This is a genomic window from Streptomyces sp. NPDC048734 (assembly GCF_043198675.1).
Lineage (GTDB): Bacteria > Actinomycetota > Actinomycetes > Streptomycetales > Streptomycetaceae > Streptomyces.
In genome coordinates this window covers 53,651-71,961 of record NZ_JBICUZ010000006.1, presented here as the reverse complement: position 1 = coordinate 71,961, position 18,311 = coordinate 53,651, and the positions used below count along the sequence as shown (strand labels likewise).

At 70.7% G+C, this 18,311-nt stretch carries 14 protein-coding genes and 3 pseudogenes; 10 read left to right on the top strand and 7 right to left on the bottom strand.

What is annotated here, in order from left to right; all coding sequences use genetic code 11:
• Positions 1 to 266: 266 nt before the first annotated feature.
• A complete protein-coding gene (locus ACGFQC_RS17475; protein WP_363091613.1) occupies positions 267 to 3,044 on the top strand; it encodes an ADP-ribosylglycohydrolase family protein in 2,778 nt (925 codons plus the stop codon).
• A 197-nt stretch (positions 3,045 to 3,241) separates the two neighbouring features.
• Here ACGFQC_RS17475 and ACGFQC_RS17470 read toward each other — a convergent pair whose 3' ends face one another.
• From ACGFQC_RS17470 to ACGFQC_RS17460, 3 genes and pseudogenes are all read right to left on the bottom strand, one after another.
• Positions 3,242 to 3,658, bottom strand: a complete 417-nt coding sequence (locus tag ACGFQC_RS17470; protein WP_363091614.1) for a hypothetical protein — start codon at positions 3,656 to 3,658, stop codon at positions 3,242 to 3,244.
• A 440-nt stretch (positions 3,659 to 4,098) separates the two neighbouring features.
• Positions 4,099 to 4,314 (bottom strand): hypothetical protein, encoded by a 216-nt coding sequence (locus ACGFQC_RS17465; RefSeq protein WP_363091615.1) that lies wholly within the window; start codon positions 4,312 to 4,314, stop codon positions 4,099 to 4,101.
• Between the two features lie 164 nt (positions 4,315 to 4,478).
• Positions 4,479 to 4,838, bottom strand: a pseudogene (locus ACGFQC_RS17460) (hypothetical protein); the annotation flags it as partial.
• A gap of 118 nt (positions 4,839 to 4,956) precedes the next feature.
• Between ACGFQC_RS17460 and ACGFQC_RS17455 the strand changes: the two are divergent.
• The 7 genes from ACGFQC_RS17455 to ACGFQC_RS17425 all read left to right on the top strand — a co-directional run bounded on the left by ACGFQC_RS17455 (position 4,957) and on the right by ACGFQC_RS17425 (position 13,445).
• Positions 4,957 to 6,174, top strand: coding sequence for a sensor histidine kinase (locus tag ACGFQC_RS17455; RefSeq protein WP_363091616.1), 1,218 nt, complete (start codon positions 4,957 to 4,959; stop codon positions 6,172 to 6,174).
• The gene (locus ACGFQC_RS17450) at positions 6,171 to 6,845 is read left to right on the top strand and encodes a response regulator transcription factor (RefSeq protein ID WP_189561692.1); all 675 of its coding nucleotides are present in this window, start codon (positions 6,171 to 6,173) and stop codon (positions 6,843 to 6,845) included. The genes ACGFQC_RS17455 and ACGFQC_RS17450 overlap by 4 nt, the downstream gene beginning before the upstream one ends.
• Positions 6,846 to 6,977: 132 nt before the next feature.
• Positions 6,978 to 7,799: an ABC transporter ATP-binding protein gene (locus tag ACGFQC_RS17445; RefSeq protein WP_363091617.1), complete on the top strand. Its 822-nt coding sequence runs from the start codon at positions 6,978 to 6,980 to the stop codon at positions 7,797 to 7,799.
• Complete coding sequence (locus tag ACGFQC_RS17440) at positions 7,796 to 10,312, top strand: FtsX-like permease family protein (protein WP_363091618.1); 2,517 nt, start codon at positions 7,796 to 7,798, stop codon at positions 10,310 to 10,312. The genes ACGFQC_RS17445 and ACGFQC_RS17440 overlap by 4 nt, the downstream gene beginning before the upstream one ends.
• A 42-nt stretch (positions 10,313 to 10,354) precedes the next feature.
• The gene (locus ACGFQC_RS17435) at positions 10,355 to 10,837 is read left to right on the top strand and encodes a DUF1275 family protein (protein ID WP_393288326.1); all 483 of its coding nucleotides are present in this window, start codon (positions 10,355 to 10,357) and stop codon (positions 10,835 to 10,837) included.
• Positions 10,834 to 12,231, top strand: a complete 1,398-nt coding sequence (locus ACGFQC_RS17430) for an MFS transporter (RefSeq protein ID WP_363091619.1) — start codon at positions 10,834 to 10,836, stop codon at positions 12,229 to 12,231. The genes ACGFQC_RS17435 and ACGFQC_RS17430 overlap by 4 nt, the downstream gene beginning before the upstream one ends.
• Entirely contained in the window at positions 12,228 to 13,445 is a 1,218-nt protein-coding gene (locus ACGFQC_RS17425) for an FAD-dependent monooxygenase (RefSeq protein ID WP_363091620.1), read from the top strand. Before ACGFQC_RS17430 ends, ACGFQC_RS17425 begins: the two co-directional genes overlap by 4 nt.
• 56 nt (positions 13,446 to 13,501) lie before the next feature.
• Here ACGFQC_RS17425 and ACGFQC_RS17420 read toward each other — a convergent pair whose 3' ends face one another.
• Positions 13,502 to 13,804 (bottom strand): hypothetical protein, encoded by a 303-nt coding sequence (locus ACGFQC_RS17420; protein ID WP_363091621.1) that lies wholly within the window; start codon positions 13,802 to 13,804, stop codon positions 13,502 to 13,504.
• Positions 13,805 to 14,190: 386 nt separating this feature from the next.
• Here ACGFQC_RS17420 and istB point away from each other — a divergent pair, with 386 nt between their 5' ends.
• Positions 14,191 to 14,988: an IS21-like element helper ATPase IstB gene (gene istB, locus ACGFQC_RS17415; protein ID WP_363091622.1), complete on the top strand. Its 798-nt coding sequence runs from the start codon at positions 14,191 to 14,193 to the stop codon at positions 14,986 to 14,988.
• 61 nt (positions 14,989 to 15,049) lie between these two features.
• Entirely contained in the window at positions 15,050 to 15,784 is a 735-nt protein-coding gene (locus ACGFQC_RS17410; protein ID WP_363091623.1) for a leucine-rich repeat domain-containing protein, read from the top strand.
• Positions 15,785 to 15,893: 109 nt separating this feature from the next.
• Here ACGFQC_RS17410 and ACGFQC_RS17405 read toward each other — a convergent pair.
• The 3 genes and pseudogenes from ACGFQC_RS17405 to ACGFQC_RS17395 form a co-directional block, all read right to left on the bottom strand.
• Positions 15,894 to 16,022 (bottom strand): annotated as a pseudogene (locus tag ACGFQC_RS17405) (IS5/IS1182 family transposase); the annotation flags it as partial.
• A gap of 464 nt (positions 16,023 to 16,486) precedes the next feature.
• A pseudogene (locus ACGFQC_RS17400) lies at positions 16,487 to 17,276 on the bottom strand (IS481 family transposase); the annotation flags it as partial.
• A 160-nt stretch (positions 17,277 to 17,436) separates the two neighbouring features.
• On the bottom strand, positions 17,437 to 18,156 hold the full coding sequence (locus tag ACGFQC_RS17395; RefSeq protein WP_363091624.1) for a hypothetical protein: 720 nt from the start codon (positions 18,154 to 18,156) through the stop codon (positions 17,437 to 17,439).
• Positions 18,157 to 18,311 lie beyond the last annotated feature (155 nt).

Genomic DNA, 18,311 nt, shown 5'->3' with positions numbered 1-18,311 from the left:
CGATTCCCGTCAATGGTGGCTTCCTGCTGCCTTGTCGGGCGACTGATAGCTGTGACCGCTCCGCTCGTCCGTCCATGATCGGACGGATCGGGGTGCCCGGCTTGGCGAGCTCCTTCTATCGTCTTGTTGACGATAAGTGGGATGTCCTGCCAAGCTGGCGGAGCGTCAATGTGCTGATCAGCATTCTGTCGTGCCTGCGTTGTTCTGGTTGCTTCTTCCTGGGGTGCTGCAGGCCACCGCCCGTTCGTCACGTGTCTGGAGTTCGCATGGCCCATGTTCCGCAGCCCCGCCTGGATGCGCGGGCCATCGACCGGGCCGCCGGTGTACTGCTCGGTGCGGCCGTGGGCGACGCGTTGGGTGTGCCTTACGAGTTCGAGGCGACGCTGCGCGACGACGAGCAGCCGTGCATGATCGGCGGCGGTCTGGGGCCGTACGAGCCCGGCGAGTACTCCGACGACACCCAGATGCAGGTCTGCATCGCCGAGGTCGCGGCCGACGGAGCGGACCTGCGCGCACCGGAGGCACTCGACGCGATCGCCACCAACTTCCAGGGTTGGCTGAGCGGTGGCGCCAGTGACGTCGGCTCCCAGACCCGCGCCGTTCTGGGTGCCGCCCGCAGCGCTTCCGGAGCGCCGGGCGCGGCGATGCTGGCTGCCGCCCGCAGCTTCACCGCGGGCAACGACCGAAGTGCAGGCAACGGCTCGTTGATGCGCACCGGTGTGGTCGCCCTCGGACATCTCGGTGACGCCGCCGCGATGGCCGAGGCCGCCGTCGCTGTCAGCGCGCTCACCCACCCGGACCCCGACTGCGCCGATGCCTGCGTGTTGTGGTGCTCCGGCATCCGCACCGCAGTGCTGCACGGAACCTTCGACGGCGTGCGCGCCGGCCTGGACCTGCTCCCCGCCGACCGCCGCGGCGTCTGGGCGAAGCGGCTGGAGGAGGCGGAGGCCAATCCGCCGCACCACTTCGCCAACAACGGCTGGGCCGTCCACGCGCTCCAGGCCGCCTGGTCGGCGATCACCCGCACCGCCGTACCCGAGTTGAGTCCCGCCGAGCGCAGGTTCCCCGCGCAGCACTTCGGTCTCGCTCTGGAGGCGGCGGTGCGGGCCGGTACGGACACCGACACCGTCGCGGCGATCGCGGGCGCCCTCCTCGGCGCGCGCTGGGGCTGCTCCGGCATCCCGCTGGCGTGGCAGCAGGCCGTGCACGGCTGGCCCGGCCTCACCGGAGCCGACCTGGTCCGGCTGGCCGTGCGCACCGCGCGGGGCGGGAGCGACGACGCCCAGGGCTGGCCCTCGGCGCCCCACATGTCCGTCGGCGGCCACCGCGGCTTCGCCACACCCCACCCGCACGACCCCGGAGTGGTGCTGGGCAATCTGGCGCTGACCCAGGGCACCGGGCCGGTTCCCGTCGACGCCGTGGTCTCGCTGTGCCGCACCGGCACGGACCCGATCCTGCCTGGCACCGACGTCGAGCACGTCCGCGTGTGGCTGGTGGACAGCGAGGGAGCGAACGCCAACCTCCACTACGTTCTGGACCAGGCCGCCCGTCAGGTGCTGCGGCTGCGCCAGGAGGGCAAGCGGGTCCTGCTCCACTGCCTTGCCGGGCAGAGCCGCACCCCGGCCGTCGCCGCGGTCTACAGCCACCTGGCCACCGGCACCGACTCCAGGACCGCCCTGAACGACCTGCGCCGGGTACTGACCGGCGGCTGGCATCTAGACGCGCACCCGGAAATGCACGACGCGGTGCACGAGCTGACCACCGGACGCGCCGGGAGCGGGCAACCGGCCGGTCCAGGCGTTGCGGCGACCGACCCGACCGCGGACGGGCCGGCACCGGTCCACCGCACCGCGCCGCGGGAGCGGGACCGGGCGCCTGCCGAGGAGCGGCAGGAGGAGCTGCACCTGGGCCCTGACGAGGAGCCGGAGCGGCAAAGGGAGGTCCTGAAGGAGAAGGGGGCGGCGTCCCGGGTACGCGGGATGATGCTGGGCCTGGCACTGGGAGACACCCTGGGTGCCGCCCGGGGCGAACTGCCGGCGGACGGCCCGCTGCGGGCCGGAGTCAGCACCCAGCTGGCCTGCTTCACCGCCGAGGGCACGATCCGCGCATGGGTACGCGGCAACCACAAGGGCATCTGCCATCCGCCGTCGGTGGTGTGGCACGCCTACTGCCGGTGGGCCGCCCTGCAGGGGATCGAGGTCGAACGGATGCGGCAGCGCTGGGCCCACGGAGACGAGGTGTGGCCGGACGGCTGGCTCGCCCAGGTGCCCGTACTGGCACAGCGGCGCGGTTCAGCACCGGCGACCGTGACAGCCCTGTCCAAGACCGAGCACAACAACATGGGAAAGCCGACGACCAGCCGCGGCTGCCACGCGCTCACCCGCGCCCTTCCCGTCGCCGTGGTCGGCGCTGCACAAGGCTCGGCCCAGTCCGCCCGGTTGGCCCGGGAGATCGCTGCCTTCACCCACGGCGACCCGGCCGCGCAATCCGCGGCAGCCCATGCGGCCGTGCTGGTCGACCACTGCCTGACCGGCACTCCGCAGATGCAGGCAGACCTGCTGGGCGGGCAGTCGCAGGTACAGCAAGCCTTGCTGGATGGTCTTCACGCCCTCCCTGACGCCGACCGCGGCCTGAGCGATACTGAACGCGATCGACTTCGCGCGGCGCTGCGGCAGGCCGAGGACCAGCCCGCGGACGCGGGACTGCTCGCGAAGCTCGCCCCGGACGCCACCGCACCCTCGGCGCTGCTCGGTGGCCTGTACACCGCCGCCTCCTTCCCCGAGCCGGCTCAGATACACGACGCGCTGCGCTTCGCCGCCGGGGCGCCGGACGGCGACTCGGTCGCCTGCATGACCGGCGCGCTGCTCGGAGCGGCACACGGCGTCGAGGCACTGCCCATCGACCTGGTCAGCCGCCACGAACTGGCCTGGGTCCTCGACACCCTGGCCCGCGACCTCATCACCCAGCTCACCGACTCCCCCAGCGGCGGCGAATACAACAGCGGCTGGGACCCGCACTGGTGGAACCGCTACCCCGGCTCATGACCTGACGGATCCGCCCCCCACCACGTCTGCGGAGGACTGTCCACCGGCGCCAGATCATCACTGAACTCAGCGGCCACGCGAAAGACAAGGTGCAGCGCCTCGCAGCCGCCTGCCGTGAAGCCTGCACGGGCGGCGTGCGTGGCTGAAGCGCGGTCGGCGGCGCGGCGGCCCCGGCCTGGGCCGTCGCGCCGCCGTGCTCACCGGCCTCCTGTGGCGGGGGCACGGTGGGGACGGTTGGGTTCCCGGCCGATCTGCGCGGCGACCTGCCTGATCTCCGTCTCGCCGTAGGCGGTGCGCACGCCGGAGATGCTGTATCCGGCGCGGCGGGCGAGGTCCTCCAGCCCGTAGGGGCGGCTGCCGTGGAACTCCCGCCCATAGGCGAGCAGTTGGCGGATCTGGGCGTCGACGACCTCCTTGTGTGCCTTGAGGTCTTCGAGTGCCAGCAGCAGCGGGTCCACCTCCAGGCCGTCGCTCGCGCCCTCCAGGTGTAGGACGTCCTTCTTGCGCTGCTCGGTCACCTGCTCGCAGGCGTCGTCGTAGCAGTCCTCGGGGGTGACGGAGCCCGGTTCGGGCATCGGGTTGCGCAGGGCGGCCAGCTCTTCGATCGGATACATGCATGCGATCATCTCAAAAATTTGCGATGATCGCAATGGGTGGAGTGGTGTGCTGGGCCGAGGTGCCAGGCGGACGCCCCGGCCACGGCCTCCGCGCCCCGAGACGGCTGGTCACAGAAGCTGCTTCTGGTGCCGGGCGGGCAATTCTGTGAAGAATGCCCCCGGCCTTGGCGAAAGACCCCGGGCCTGGCCGCCGACCGGTCACCGTCCGCAGCGCGTACCCGAGAGAGTTCGCCCGTGCCCGCCGTTCGGACGGGTCTGCCGCTGCGTGCTGCAGACCCGCCCCAGCACAGTCCTCAGGGTTGTGGGCGGTGGCCAGGAAGGGAGTACGAGTTCGGCGTATGACACCGCCCGGTAACGGGCCTGGGCACGCCACGTCGCTCAACGCCACCGGCAACCGCCCGCCGGCGTTCCTCCGGGGCAACGCTGTTCGCCGGCTGCTACAGGTTGAGGGTGGCCCCCGCCGCGACAGGTTCGCCCCCGCCTTCGCCCGCCGTACCGGCCTGCAAGGCCTCCTGCTCGGCCGGCCGTCCCCGGCTGTCGCCTGGCCGCGCCGGGACGAGCCCGACCGACAGTTGCTCACCGCCCTCGACCGCGCCGAATTCCTTGCCGCGCTGCGCACCGGGACTCCCGGCGCTGCCGAACACCTCGCGCACGCCCTCCTGGACGGCCCCACGCTCCTGGGCGAACCGGCCACCTTCTGGGCGAAGCCGGCAGCCGACACTGAAGGTGTTGTCGAAGCCTGCCGGCTGCTGGGAGCGACCGGCGTCCGTACCCGCTCGCCGTCACCGACGTCCCGCTCCGGCCGACCGCCGCCTGCTCAGGCGCCGCCCAGCGCCCAGTTACCGTTCTGCGGCACCGCGAAGGCGAGTTCCCAGGGCTTGTGGCCCGGGGCGGTGCACTTCGCCCACAGGCGGATGGGGGCGGTGCGGTACTCGTCGCGCCAGCGTCGTTCCCGCTCCTCGCCCTGGTACCAGGAGGGTGTGAGGGAGGGTTCGACGGGTGCGCGTGCTGCGGCCAGGGCACGGTTGCGGGGCTTCTCGGCGGGGGTCAGCTCCTTCAGGGGCCTGCGTTTGACGCCCGTGCTCAGCCACGGACCGGCGCCCTGGTGGGCGAGATCGGCCACGATGGGAACGCCCTGGCGCTCGCAGATCCGGATGATCCGGTGGGTGCGAACCGCTCCACGCCGACATCTGAGCACCGACGCAACTGGTGAGAGGTGACTACGGTTGCGTTGGTCCGTCTGATGACTGCTCGTCTCCTGTCGCCCTCTCGTCGCACACAAGAAAGTGGGGCTCATGATCTCAGCGGAAGAACGTCCACGTGCGCTGCTCGCGGGGGCGTCGCGTCGGTGGGTGCGGCTGTTGCCGTGGGGGGTGGCGTTCGTGCTGTGTGTCGCCCTGCTGCCCACGACCATCGTGGTCCTCACCGCCGATTACGGCCTGAACGGTGCCGTGGCGAGTGCGCTGGCCGTTGCGCAGGCGGCGCCGCTGTTGCTTGCTGTCGTCCGGCCGCTGCGAGCCTGGTTCGTGATCTTCGCGGCGGATGTGGCGGGGGCGCTGGTTCTGCTCGGTGTGGACTTCGAGGAGCGGCTTTTGTGGCCGTTCCCGCCCATGGAGATCGTCGGGTACGTCGGCCTCTGCCTCGCCCTCGGCCTGCGTGAGTCGCGCCGGACGCTGCTGCTGGTGTGGCTGGCGACGGCGGGCGTGAACGTCGGGCTGGGGTTCGCCGCGCCGCACGGCACGGACGCGATGAGTGTTCTGCTCACCATTCTCGGTGGCGTCACGCTTTTGCTCGGCGGTGCGCTCCGAGAGCGTTACGAGGTGCAGCGCAGGCTGGCCGAGCAGGAGACGATCAGTGAGGCGGAGCGTGAGCGTCGGACGCTGCTGGAGGAACGCGCCCGCATTGCGCGTGAGCTGCATGATGTGGTGGCGCACCACATGTCCGTGATCACGGTGCAGGCGGACACGGCGGCGTATCGTCTTGAGCGGCTGCCGCCGGACGCGCAGGACGAACTGACGTCGATCGCGGCGACGGCGCGTGAGTCGCTGAGTGAGATGCGCCGGCTCCTCGGTGTGCTGCGGAACGAGGAGACGCACGGCGAGCTCGCGCCCCAGCCGGACCTGACCCGGATCGGACAGCTCGTGGAGGCGACGGCAAGAGCGGGCACGCCGGTGACGTTCACTGACTGCGACGCCGAGGTGCCCGAGGCGGTGGGGCTGTCCGCGTACCGCATCGTCCAGGAGGCACTCGCGAACGTCGTACGGCACGCACCCGGTGCCCCTACCCAGGTATCGGTGTCGCAGGACGGGGACCGGCTCACCGTGCTTGTCGTCAACGGTCCGCCGCCCCAGGCGCCTGCCGGGCCGCTGGAGGAGGGCGGGACCGGGCATGGTCTGGTCGGGATGCGTGAGCGGGTTCGGATCATCGGCGGCACCCTCGACGTGGGGCCGCTGCCGGGCGGCGGGTTTCGGGTCGCCGCCCAACTCCCCCTGACTGAAAGGGATGTCACGTGACGACGCGCGTCATCATCGTCGACGACCAGGCCATGGTGCGGGCCGGCTTCGCCGCGCTGCTGGCCGCGCAGAGCGACATCGACGTGGTGGGCGAGGCCCCCGACGGCGTGCAGGGTGTCGAGCTGAGCCGGCGCACCCGTCCCGACGTTGTGCTGATGGACGTCCGCATGCCCGAGATGGACGGCCTCGAAGCCGCCCGCCGCCTCCTCACGCCCCCGCCGGGCGTGACCCACCGGCCACGCGTGCTGATGCTCACCACCTTCGACGTCGACGATTACGTCTACGAGGCGTTGCGGGCGGGCGCGAGTGGCTTCCTGCTGAAGGACGCCCCGCCGGCCGACCTGATCGCCGCGGTCCGTGTCGTGGCCTCGGGCGAGGCACTGCTCGCCCCCTCCGTCACGCGCCGCCTCATCGCCGACTTCGCCCGCCAGCGCCCCGCCGCCCGGGGCAAGCCCGCGCTGAGGCTGAAGGCGCTGACGGAACGTGAGACGGAGGTCCTCACTCTCGTCGCCCGCGGCCAGTCCAACACCGAGATCGCGCAGACACTGGTCCTGGCGGAACAGACGGTGAAGACGCACGTCAGCCGCGTCCTCACCAAACTCGACCTGCGCGACCGCGCCCAGGCGGTCGTCTTCGCCTACGAATCCGGCCTGGTCACCCCGGGTGAGTAGGCCGACGTGTCTGCCCCTCCACCCCCTACCGGGGTAGCACCTCCAGTTTGGCTCCCGGGTATGACGCCCGACGCGCAGCCGTCCCCGCACTCTCTGGTCCGTCGGTACGAAGAGATCGCGAAAGGGCGGAACATGAGGCTACGCAGCGCCAGGCGACAGAAGGCGGAAGACCGACCGGAGGCACCGGCCACCACCACATCCGGTCTCGCCGTCGAACTGCGCGGTGTTCACCGGCAGTACGGCCGTCGCGCGGGGACGGTGCACGCCCTCGCGGGTGTCGACCTGGCCCTCGCCCGGGGAACGTTCACCGCGGTCATGGGCCCGTCCGGGTCCGGCAAATCCACCTTCCTGCAGTGTGCCGCCGGGCTCGACAGGCCCACGTCGGGGCTGGTGGCCCTGGGCGGTACGGAGATCACCGGCATGAGCGAGGACGAGCTCACCGAGCTGCGCTGCAGCCGCCTCGGCTTCGTCTTCCAGGAGTTCAACCTGCTGCCCTCGTTGACCGTGGAGCAGAACGTCCTGCTGCCCGTGCGCCTGGCCGGACGGCGCCAGGACCACCGCCGGGCGGCCGAGGTCCTCGCGCAGGTCGGGCTCGCCGACAAGGCCCGGCGCCGGCCCGGCGAGCTCTCCGGCGGCCAGCAGCAGCGCGTGGCGGTCGCCCGCGCCCTGGTCACCAGCCCGGACGTGATCTTCGCCGACGAGCCGACCGGCGCCCTCGACACCGGCACCGCCGCCGAGGTCCTCGGCTTGTTGCGGAACGCGGTGGACGCCCTCGGCGCCACCGTCGTCATGGTCACCCACGATCCGGTCGCGGCAGCCTGGGCGGACCGCGTGCTGTTCCTCGCCAACGGCGCCTTCACCGACCACCTCGAACGGGGTTCGGCGGAACAGATCGCGGCACGGATGGCGGTGCTCACCTCCCGCACGGGCGCGGTGGCAGGTGCCGCGGCATGAGGCGCCCCAATGGACTCGCCCGTGAGGCCGTCCGCTTCAAGTCCGCGTCCTTCGCGGGGACCTTCCTCGCACTCTTGATGTCCGCACTGATCGTTGCGGCCTGCGGAACCCTGTTGGAGACCGGCCTGCGCGCGTCAGTGCCGGCGGAGCGGTATGCGAAGGCGCCGGTTGTTGCGGCGGCAGACCAGTACGAGTACGTCGTCACGGGCAGCGGCGAGGACCAGGAGAGGGAGGCCACCCCACTGCCGGACACCGCCCGGCTCGACGCGGGCCTGGCGGCCGAGGCGGCGAAGGCACCGGGCGCGGCCACCGCCGTCCCGGACTTCACCTTCCCGGTGCGCGTGGCGCACGAAGGCGAACTGCGCCTTCCCGGTGATCTGCTCACCGCGCACGGATGGGGGTCCCACACATTCACCGGTACGGCGCTGACCGCGGGCTCCGCGCCCCGCGGAGGCGAGGTCGTGCTCGACGCGGGTACGGCCCGCGCCGCGAAGGCGGCGGTCGGCGACACCGTCGTACTGCAGACCGCCGCAGGTCAGCAGGCCTTTCGCATCGTCGGCGTCGCCCGGGCCGGAACGGCGGACACCGCCCGCAGCGCCGGACCCCCGGTCTGGTTCGCCGACTCCCAGGCGCCCGTGCTGGCCGGACACCCCGGCAAGGCCGATGCCATCGCCGTGCTGGCGCAGGACGGCACCGATGCCGACGCACTCGCCGACTCGGTGAAGAAGGTTCTCGCCGGTTCCGGCGCCCAGGTGCACGTCGGCGACGACCGCGGCGCTGTCGAGGACCCCGGCCTGGGCTACGCCAAGGACACACTGTTCGGAATCGGTGGTTCCTTCGGCGGCATCGCCGCCATCGTCGCGGTCTTCACCGCGGCAGGGACCGTGGCCCTGTCCGTGTCTCAGCGAGCCCGCGAGTTCGCGCTGCTGCGTGCCGTCGGCGCGACCCCGCGGCAGGTCCGACGGGCGGTCGCCTCCGAGTCACTGCTCATCGCTCCGCTCGCCGGTATCCTCGGCTGCCTGCCCGGTATCGGGCTCGCGCACTGGTGGTTCGGGCAGTTGCAGGACCGCGGCGCCATCCCGCAGACCGTGGACCTGCACGTGTCCGCGCTGCCTCTCCTCGCCGCCGTCGGCATCGGACTGCTCACCGCGCTCGGCGCGGGATGGGCGGCCGGTCGGCGGCCCGCCAGGATCAAGCCGGGACAGGCGCTCACCGAGGCGTCGGTGGAGCGGCTGCGGCCCGGCCTGATCCGTACGATGCTGGGCATCGGCGCCCTCGTCGGCGGTGGAGTCCTCACCGGCGTCTCCGCCAACTCCTCGGGGGACGACGCGGCCGGGGCCGCTCTGGGCGTCGTCATGCTCTTCATGCTCGCCGTCGCGCTGCTCGGTCCGCTGGTGGCGCGGCTGTGCGCGGGGCTCTTCGGCCTCCCGCTGCGCGGCGCGGGCCCGACCGCCCAGCTCGCGGCCGCCAACTCCCGTACCAACGCCCGCCGCCTCGCCTCCGCGATCACCCCGATCGTGCTCGCCGTGGCCTTCGCCTCGACCCTCGTCTTCATGCACACGAGCGAGACCCACGCCGCCGACAAGCAGTTGCGCGCGGGTATCACCGCGGATCACGTGGTCACGGACCCGGCCGGGCTTCCCGTGGACGCGGCGGCGCGGGCCGCCCGAGCGCCGGGCGTGGAGGCGGCCGTCGGCCTGCTGAACACCCAGGTGCTGGTGCCGATCGGCTCCGGCGAGTTCAAGTCGCTCCAGGGCGCGGTGACGCAGGGCGTCAGCGGCTCGGGTGCCGAACTCGCGAAGGTGCAGGACCTGGACGTACGCGAAGGCAGCCTCAGTGGGCTCGGCGAGGGTCGTATCGCCATCGACAAGACCCTGGCGAACTCGGCGGACGTCGGCGTCGGCGACCGGCTGCCGCTCTGCCTCCCGGACGGCACCGAGGCCCGCCCCGAGGTTGTCGCGGTCTACGGCCGTGGCCTCGGCCTGGCCACGGTGACCATGGACCGGGAGTCCCTTGCCGGCCACGTCACCTCGGGCTTCGACAGCACGCTGCTGGTACGCGGCGGATCGGAGAAGTCACTCACTGCATGGGGCAAGGTCACCGACGCCTCCGGCTACGCGACCGAGAAGAGCCTGGACGCGAGGCTGGGCGCCTGGATGAACAACACCATGGCCGCGGTCCTCGGCGGCTTCGCCGCCATCGCCGCCGTCAACACCCTGGTGATGACGGTCCTGGACCGCCGCCGCGAACTGGGCACCCTGCGCCTGGTCGGCTCGACCCGGCGCCAGGTCCTGACGATGCTCGGCTGGGAGAGCCTGCTGGTCTCCGCGGCGGGCATGGCCATCGGGTCCGCGATCGCCGCGGCCACGCTGATCCCGATGATGCGAGGCATGACCGGCGAGGCGCCCTATGCGCCCCCGCTGCTGTACGGCTTCTTCGCGGCCGTCGGCGTAGGTCTGGCCCTGCTCGCGGTGACGCTGCCGGCGCGGGCAGCGCTGCGGCGCAGGTCGTAGGACCCGCACAGGGGCGGCGTCGCTCTCGTCCCGGCTGCCACGGTGCTCGGACTCGCCGCCGTCGGGGTGGCCACCCCTGGTGCCCGCGCCCTGATGGCGTCGTCACTCGCCCTGGCCATGGAGGTGCAGGCGGCGACGGCCCGCCACCTGGCAGTCAGGGATGTCACCACCGTGGTGGTCACCTCCACCCTGACCGGGCTCGCGGCGGACTCCAGGCTGGGAGCGGCCCGCCCTCAAGGGGCCCGGCGGCGGACGGCGGCCGTCGCGCTCGTCATCACCGGAGCGCTCACCGGCACCGCGCTGTGCAGGGTGCACCAAGGTCTCGCGGTGGCGGAGGCAGCGCTCGCCGTGAGCGGCCTCGGCCACGCGTCCGCCCACTCCGCCGACCGCGCGGCGGCAGACCGACCGGACATGTCCCCGAAGAGCGGTTCCCCGCCGGAGCCGTCGACGGCCGGGGCGGGCGGAAGCGCCACCCGGGCGGCCGGACCCCTACTCGTCCTGCACCAACGGAAAGGACCCTCATGACCACAACCCTGGCCTCTCCAATCCGCATGGGCAAAGCCGCTGTCGCGGCCCTCGGCATGCTGGCGGTCTCCACCGGCGCCCTGGAGTCGGTCGTGGCGCCGACGCTCCCGCTCCTGCAACGCGAGCTGGACATGAGTCCGTCCGAAGGGGCGCTCCTCAACATCGTGCTCGCCATCACCGGCACGCTCATCACACCGTTCGCGGGCAAGTTCGGCGACCGCTACGGCGGAAAGCGCGTCCTGATCCGGCTGATGGCCGTGGTGTCGGTCGGCGGCCTGGTGTCCGCCCTGGCGCCCAACCTGCCGATCCTGCTGCTCGGCCAGATTCTTCAGGGGGCGATGGTGGGCGCACTGCCCCTGTCGTTCATCGTGGTGCGTAAACACCTCCCCTCCGGAGCGTCGAAGGCCGCCATCGGGCTGGTCAGCGGAATGTTCGTGGGCGGCTCGATGGTGGGCCTGCTGGCGGCCGGGCCCGTGGCGGAAGCGTTCTCCCGGCACTGGATGTTCGCGGTGCCGACCTTCGCGGTCATCGGGTTCACCCTGCTGGTGAACAGGCTGATGCCGTCCGATCCGCCGGGCCGGTCGGACGACGCCGGGCTCGACTGGCCCGGCCTGCTTCTCCTGAGCGGGATCCTGATCACCCTCCTGCTCGTGTTCGCGCTCGCGCCCGAGGCAGGCTCGCAGCCACTCGTGTTCGTCGCCCTCATCGCGGTGCTGGCCGCCTTCGTGGCCGGATGGATAGCCGTTGAACGTCGTGCGGCCGCGCCGATGGTCGATCTGCGCATGCTGGCACGGCCGGTGATCTGGAAGTCGTGTGTGGTGACGTTCGTGATATGCCTCGGCACCGCGATGGGGGTCTATCTCGTTCCGCAGCTGCTCGACGTGTCGGGCGACGGATACGGTTTCGGGCTCGGCGCCACCGAGATCGGCTTCGTCCTTCTGCCCGGCGCCGTCGCCGCGACGCTGGCCGGGCCGCTCGGCGGAATCGGGGAGCGGCGCTTCGGCTCGCGTGCCGTGGTCGCCACCGCGGCCGTGCTCATGGCCGCCGCCCTGCTCGCGCTGGCGGCCGCACACTCCGAGGTCTGGCACGTCGCCGTCGGCAAGGCGCTGATCGCGCTCGCCAACGGCCTGTGCGTCACGGCCATGGTGACCAGCATCGCCTCTTCCGTCGATGAAGGCGACACCGGCATCGCCACCAGTCTGGTCCTGGTGACGCGCGTGCTGGGCTCCGCCGTGGGCGGGATGCTCGGCGGCGCGCTCCTCACCTCGGAAACCCTCTCCGGGTCCGAGGTCCCGGCCGAATCGGCCTTCAGCACCGGCTTCCTCATCGCCGGCGTCGTCGCGGTGCTGTCCCTGCTTGTCGTCCGAACCATGAGCAAAGGAGTCAAGGAATGACCTTCACCGACCAGATGGCGGGTGCTCGTACCACACCGAGGCCCAAGGTCCTGATACCTGGCGCCGGCATCGCCGGTCCCGTCCTCGCGTTCTGGCTGAACCGCTACGGATACGCGGTCACAGTGGTGGAGAAGGCGGGGGCGCCGCGCAGTGGTGGCTACCCCATCGACGTGCGCGGCACCGCGCTGGAAGTCGTCCGGAGGATGAGGATCCTGCCGCAGCTGCGGGAGGCGCACATCGACCTGCGCCGGCTCACCTTCCTCGAAGGGGACGGCAGGGAGGTGGCCTCTCTCCACCCGCACAGCGTCACTGGCGGTGTAGAGGGGCGGGACCTGGAGGTGCGGCGCGGGGACCTCACCGACGCTCTCTACACGGCGGTCCGTGACGACGTGGAGTTCGTGTTCAACGATTCCATCGACACCCTCGACCAGTCCGGCCACGGAGTGGACGTCACCTTCCGCGGGGGCGGCCGGCGTACCTTCGACCTCGTCTTCGGCGCGGACGGCATGCACTCGCGTACCCGGGAAATGGTGTTCGGCCCCGAAGAGCAGTTCCACCACTACCTCGGCTACTGCTTCGCCGTGTTCACCATGCGCAACACCTTGGGACTCTCCCACGAGACCGTGATGTGGAACTCTCCGGGCAGGGCCGCGGCCCTCTACGCCGTGGGCGACGACGAAGTGCACGCCTTCCTGAACTTCGCCCAGCCGCAACTGCCGTTCGACGCGTTCCCGGATCCGCAAGCCCAGCGTGACCTGGTCGCCACGGTCTTCGCCGACGCCGGATGGGAGATCCCGGGCATGCTGGCCGCCCTGCGTGACGCGGACGACGTGTTCTTCGACGCGGTCAGCCAGATCCGCATGCCCCGCTGGTCCAACGGCAGGGTCGCGCTGGTGGGCGACGCCGCATGGGCGCCGTCGTTCCTCACCGGACAGGGCACCAGCCTCGCCCTCGTCGGCGCGTACATGCTCGCCGGTTCCCTGGCCAACCGGGACCACGCCGCGAGTTTCGCTGCCTACGAACACTCCACCCGTGACTTCGTGACCACGAACCAGGCTCTGGTCGGCAAGGACAGTGCCACCCTCTTCCCGACCACGCCCCAGGCCCTGGCGGAACGCAACGACAGGCTGCGCAAACTCGACGCCATCCCCTCCGGGGAGGGACGGCCGGCCCATTCGGCCCTCACCCTGCCCGAGTTCACGCCCATGACGTGACCCCGGGCTCCGCTCGGTTTCACAAGCGCCGTTGCCCGAGCGGAAGCGTCCCGGTCTCACCCCACAAGGGTGGCCGGGGCCGTCAGTCCCCCGTGCGGGCCAAAATCCCCTGCCCGGCCCGCACGGAACCCGCCTGTCCGAACACGCATCGGGTTCGGCAGCGCTCCGGTCCGGCGCAGCAAGGTCAGCACATCGGCGACGGACCAGTGCTCGGCCTTTTGCTCCTCTCGGTCGAGCCGGGCCTCTTTCATGTTCAGGATCTTGTCCATGGTGTAGATCTCGGTGTAGGGCCCGAGGGCGATCTGGTGCTCGCCGAGAGTGAAGAGCATCCTCTTGCAGCCGGCGGTGATGCGGAACATCCCGGCGCCGGCGGGGAAACCGAGCCTGGCCGCTGTGGCCGTCCCGCTGTGCACCCTCCCGCAAGCGGTGCTCCTCACCGTCTCACTCACCTGGCGACCCCTCTACGTCGACCGCTACGTACTGTTCGCCCAGGTCGGCCTCGCCCTCCTCCTCGGAGCACTGATCTCCACACTCGCCACCAGCCCGGCCATCGGTCACCCCAGCGTCCTGCTCGCCGCTGTCACGGCACTCGCGTTCCTGGCTCTGCTCCCCACAGAGCGGCAAATACGCAGCGCCCACAGCCGCGTCGACGACGTACTGGCAGCGGCCGCCATGGTGGCCACTACGACCAACTGCTCCGACGCCGTCGCGCCAGCGGCGGTGAACACCGCGAGGGAGAAGCACGGTGACCCTGCCCCGCCAGCGAGGACTGACCGAGCAGGCCGCCACCACGGCCATCGACACCGCCTGCCGCCTGCTGCGGCTTCCTTCGATCAGGAACGAGTTCTCCGACATCGCCGACCGGGCGATGAAGGACCAGATGACCTACCGAGGCTTCCTCGCCGAGCTGCTGATGGCCGAGTGCGACGACCGGGCCCGGCGTCGGTCTGAACGACGGATCAAGGCGGCCGGCTTTCCCCGGGACAAGTCGTTGCGGACCTTCGACTTCGACGCGAACCCCAACATCGACGCGGCCGCCATCCACACCCTCGCCAGCTGCGAATGGATCAAGAAGAGTCAGCCGCTCTGCCTGATCGGCGACTCCGGAACCGGCAAGTCCCACATGCTGATCGCTCTGGGAACCGAGGCGGCGATGGCCGGCTACCGGGTCAAGTACGTGCTGGCCACGAAGCTGGTCAACGAGCTCGTCGAAGCCGCCGACGAGAAGCAGCTGACCAAGACGATCGCCCGCTATGGCCGCGTCGACCTGCTCTGCATCGACGAACTCGGCTACATGGAACTCGACCGCCGCGGCGCCGAACTCCTCTTCCAGGTTCTGACCGAGCGGGAGGAGAAGAACAGCGTGGCCATCGCCTCCAACGAGTCCTTCGGTGGCTGGACAAAGACGTTCACCGACCCCCGCCTCTGCGCGGCCATCGTCGACCGCCTCACCTTCAACGGCACCATCATCGAAACCGGCACCGACTCCTACCGCCTCGCCAGCACCCGAGCACGCGCCGAGGAGTCGGCCAAGGCCGGCTGATCTTGTCGTAACTGCCTGCTGGCCCCGAGATCCGGACGAGAATCGGAGCCCAGGAGGACTGATGAAGGAGATGGCCGTGAGGCACACACTGAACTTGTGGCGTCAAGAGCTCGGAGAGGTGCCCGAGTCGGTCTGGCGACAGACCGAGCTCCGCGTGCTGATCCTCGCGGACAACGGACTTACGGCCATCCCTCCAGACATCGGGCAGCTTCACCAGCTGAACACCCTGGACCTGGGACACAACTCGCTGACGTCGGTGCCCGAAGAACTCGGCAAGCTGACCGAGCTCAGCGGCTGCCTCTACCTCCACGACAACCAGCTGGCACGGCTTCCGGACTCTCTGGGAAGCCTGACCCGGTTGCGCTACTTCAATGTTGGCGAGAACTCCCTCGCCACCCTGCCGGAGATGATCGGTGGGATGAGCGGCCTCATCGAGCTCAGGGCGCAGCACAATCGGCTCACCACCTTGCCCGATGCCATCGGCCAGCTCCGCAACCTGCGTGAGCTATGGCTCCGGGGGAACGAGATCGAGCACTTGCCGATGTCGGTAGCCGGCCTGCGCGAACTACGCCACCTGGACCTACGCGAGAACTCTCTGACTGGGGTGCCAGAGTCACTGGCCGACCTCCCGCGCCTGCGGCAGATCGACCTGCGGAGCAACCGCCTTGACCAGCTGCCCGACTGGCTCGCCCTGATGCCATCGCTGGAGAAGCTGGATCTGCGTTGGAACGAGGTCGATCCCTCGCTACCGCTCTTCAGCGAGCTGGAGCGGCGGGGGTGCGTCGTCCTGACGTGACAGAGACGACACCACCTCTCGCCACAGTGCCGCTATTTCTCATGAACAAGCACAAGCGAGTTGATCACTGAACGCCGCTGAAACTCGTCAACAAACGCTGTCGCTGGAGATGAACAAAGCCACCAGTGATACCTGCTGCGCGGGCCGCGGCCACATCGTGCATCGGCCCCGGTCGCAGGCCATCGACCCACAGGGTCCGGCCTCGGTGGTCGGCGATGACGGTGGCCTTCATCGTGTGGAGCGTGGGCGACTGGGAGGGCTACCGCCGCGCGGCCGGCGCCGCGTCGTCGCCGATGGCGCGGCACTTCGTGGCAGACGAGATCCCGCAGCACCTCAAGGAGTGCGACCCGGAGTGGGCGCGGACCTTCTGGGAGAGGACCGTCGGACTGAACTGCCCGCACGAGCGCATGCTGAGCCAGGTCAAGACGCCGGTACTCCTCATGCACCACACGCGCGGCATCGACCCGGAGACCGGCGACCGGCTCGGGGGCACTCTCCGACGAGCAGGCCGCGCAGGCCAGGCGGTTGATGGAGTCGGCGGGGGTGAAGGTCGACTACGAGGCCGTGCCGGACGCGTTGCACGTGATGCACCAGCTCGACCCGGCGCGGTACGTCAAGATCCTCACCCAGTGGGCGGCCACGCTGGCTGAGTGACCGGCGGCCGCGCCGGACGCGTCTACAAGGCGGCGAGGAGACCCAGGCGTATTGACCCGCAGGCTTGTTGACGCTGCTGATGGGTGGCTGGCCATCGAGCGTGGTGTGGCACCGGTGATAGTTGTAGGCGTGCAGGAAAACCGCCAGGGCTTCGGTGCGTTCAGCGTTGCTGGAGTACGGGCGCACGTACGCCCATTCGTCGAGCAGGGTGCGATCCAGGCGCTCCACCTTGCCGTTCGTTTGCGGACGGTAGGGCCGGGTGCGTTTGTGGATGATGCTTGCGGCACTCAGGGTCTGTCCGAACAGTGTGGATCTGTAGCAGGAGCCGTTGTCGGCCAGGACGCGTTCGACGGTGATGCCGTGCTCGGTGAAGAAGGTGTTCGCGCGCTGCCAGAAGGCGGCGGCGGTCTCCTCGCGCTCGTCCGGTCAGGACCTCGCGCAGGCGAGCCGGGAGTGGTCGTCGACGACGGTGTGAACGAAACTGTAACCGATCACCGGGCTTCCGCCTTTACGCGCGTCGGTTGTGGACTGCCGGTTGGCCATGGCCTGTTGTCGGGGCATGGTGCGGTGGCCACCGCCGTCGGGGATGTTGCCGGGCTTCTTGATGTCGACGTGGACGAGTTCGCCAGGGCGGAAGCGTTCATAAGGGCGGATGACCTGCCCGGTGGGCCGGTCCATCCAGCGCAGCCGGTTCAGGCCGTGGCGGGTCAGGACGCGGTGCACTGTGGAGGCGGGTATGCCCAAGACCGGGGCGATCGTGCTGGGCCGAGCTTCCGCTCGTGCCGCAGCGCGCAGATCCGTGCTTCGGCAGCCGTGGGGGGGCGCGGTGTGGGGTGGTCCGGAATCGGCACGGATTCACCTGCCGACGCCTCTCATAGGCTGCATTTCCCGGCGGCGAGGGCCGTGATCGCGCACTCGGCGGCGTGCCGTGCCGCGAGCGCGGAAGGGAAGGGCCCGCAACCGTGGGAAGCGCGGCCGGTCGGTCCGTTCGTGATGCGTCACTGCCAGGCAGTGTGTGCGGGAGGGGGTGAGGGGTGGTGCCAGACGGGCTGTGCGGAGGAGGGTGGGTTCTCCGCGTTCTGGACCAGTACGTCGTGGACCACTCCGCCAATCACGCTAGAGGAACGCCTCACGTTGTCGTCGGTGCTCCAGGCCAGGGGCGTCGGGGAGGACTCCGACACTTCCAGGAGGACATCGGCGAGGTCGGCCGGAGTCCGATACAGCGCGGCACGAGCCGTGTCGCTGTGGTGACGGCCCCACCGGCATGGGGTCCGTTCAGCGATTTCGTCCACGATGACCTGCGCGGCGATGTCGTCCAGAGAGTCCGGCTGTTCGAGGCGTTCTTGCGCCAGAGATGCGGTGGCGCCCCGCGCGAGGTCGTCGCGGGTCATGGCGGTACAGCGTGCCAGCGTCCACAGGTCGGCGGGCCCCAGGTCGTCGACCGTGTGCTGGATGCAACGGGCGACCGCGTCCGACAGGGGCGGGACGTGGGCGTTCAGGAGGCCGGCGCGCACCTCGGTGGCCGCGCTCACGTCGCCCGGTTGCAGCGCGCCCAGCGGCAGCGAGGTCGCTGCGTGAAGTACGCGCCCGTAGACGCGCCGTGCCGGATGAGGACCGGAGGGCGGTGCAGGGCGCCCCGACAGGGAGCACAAGGCGTCCAGCAGTTTCACCGGTGCAACCCTCAGGTTGACGCACGCTCTCGACAGGCGATCATCCATCGTGTCCCCCTCCTCTTTCAGGGATGGAGGCCGGGGGGGGGGGGGGGGGGGGGGGGGGGGGCGCCCGGCGCGGGGGGGGGGGGCGGGGGGGGGGGGGGGGGCGGGGCCCCCGGACGCAGGCTCTCGCGATCGAAAGCGTCCGGGTGGAGGGATCG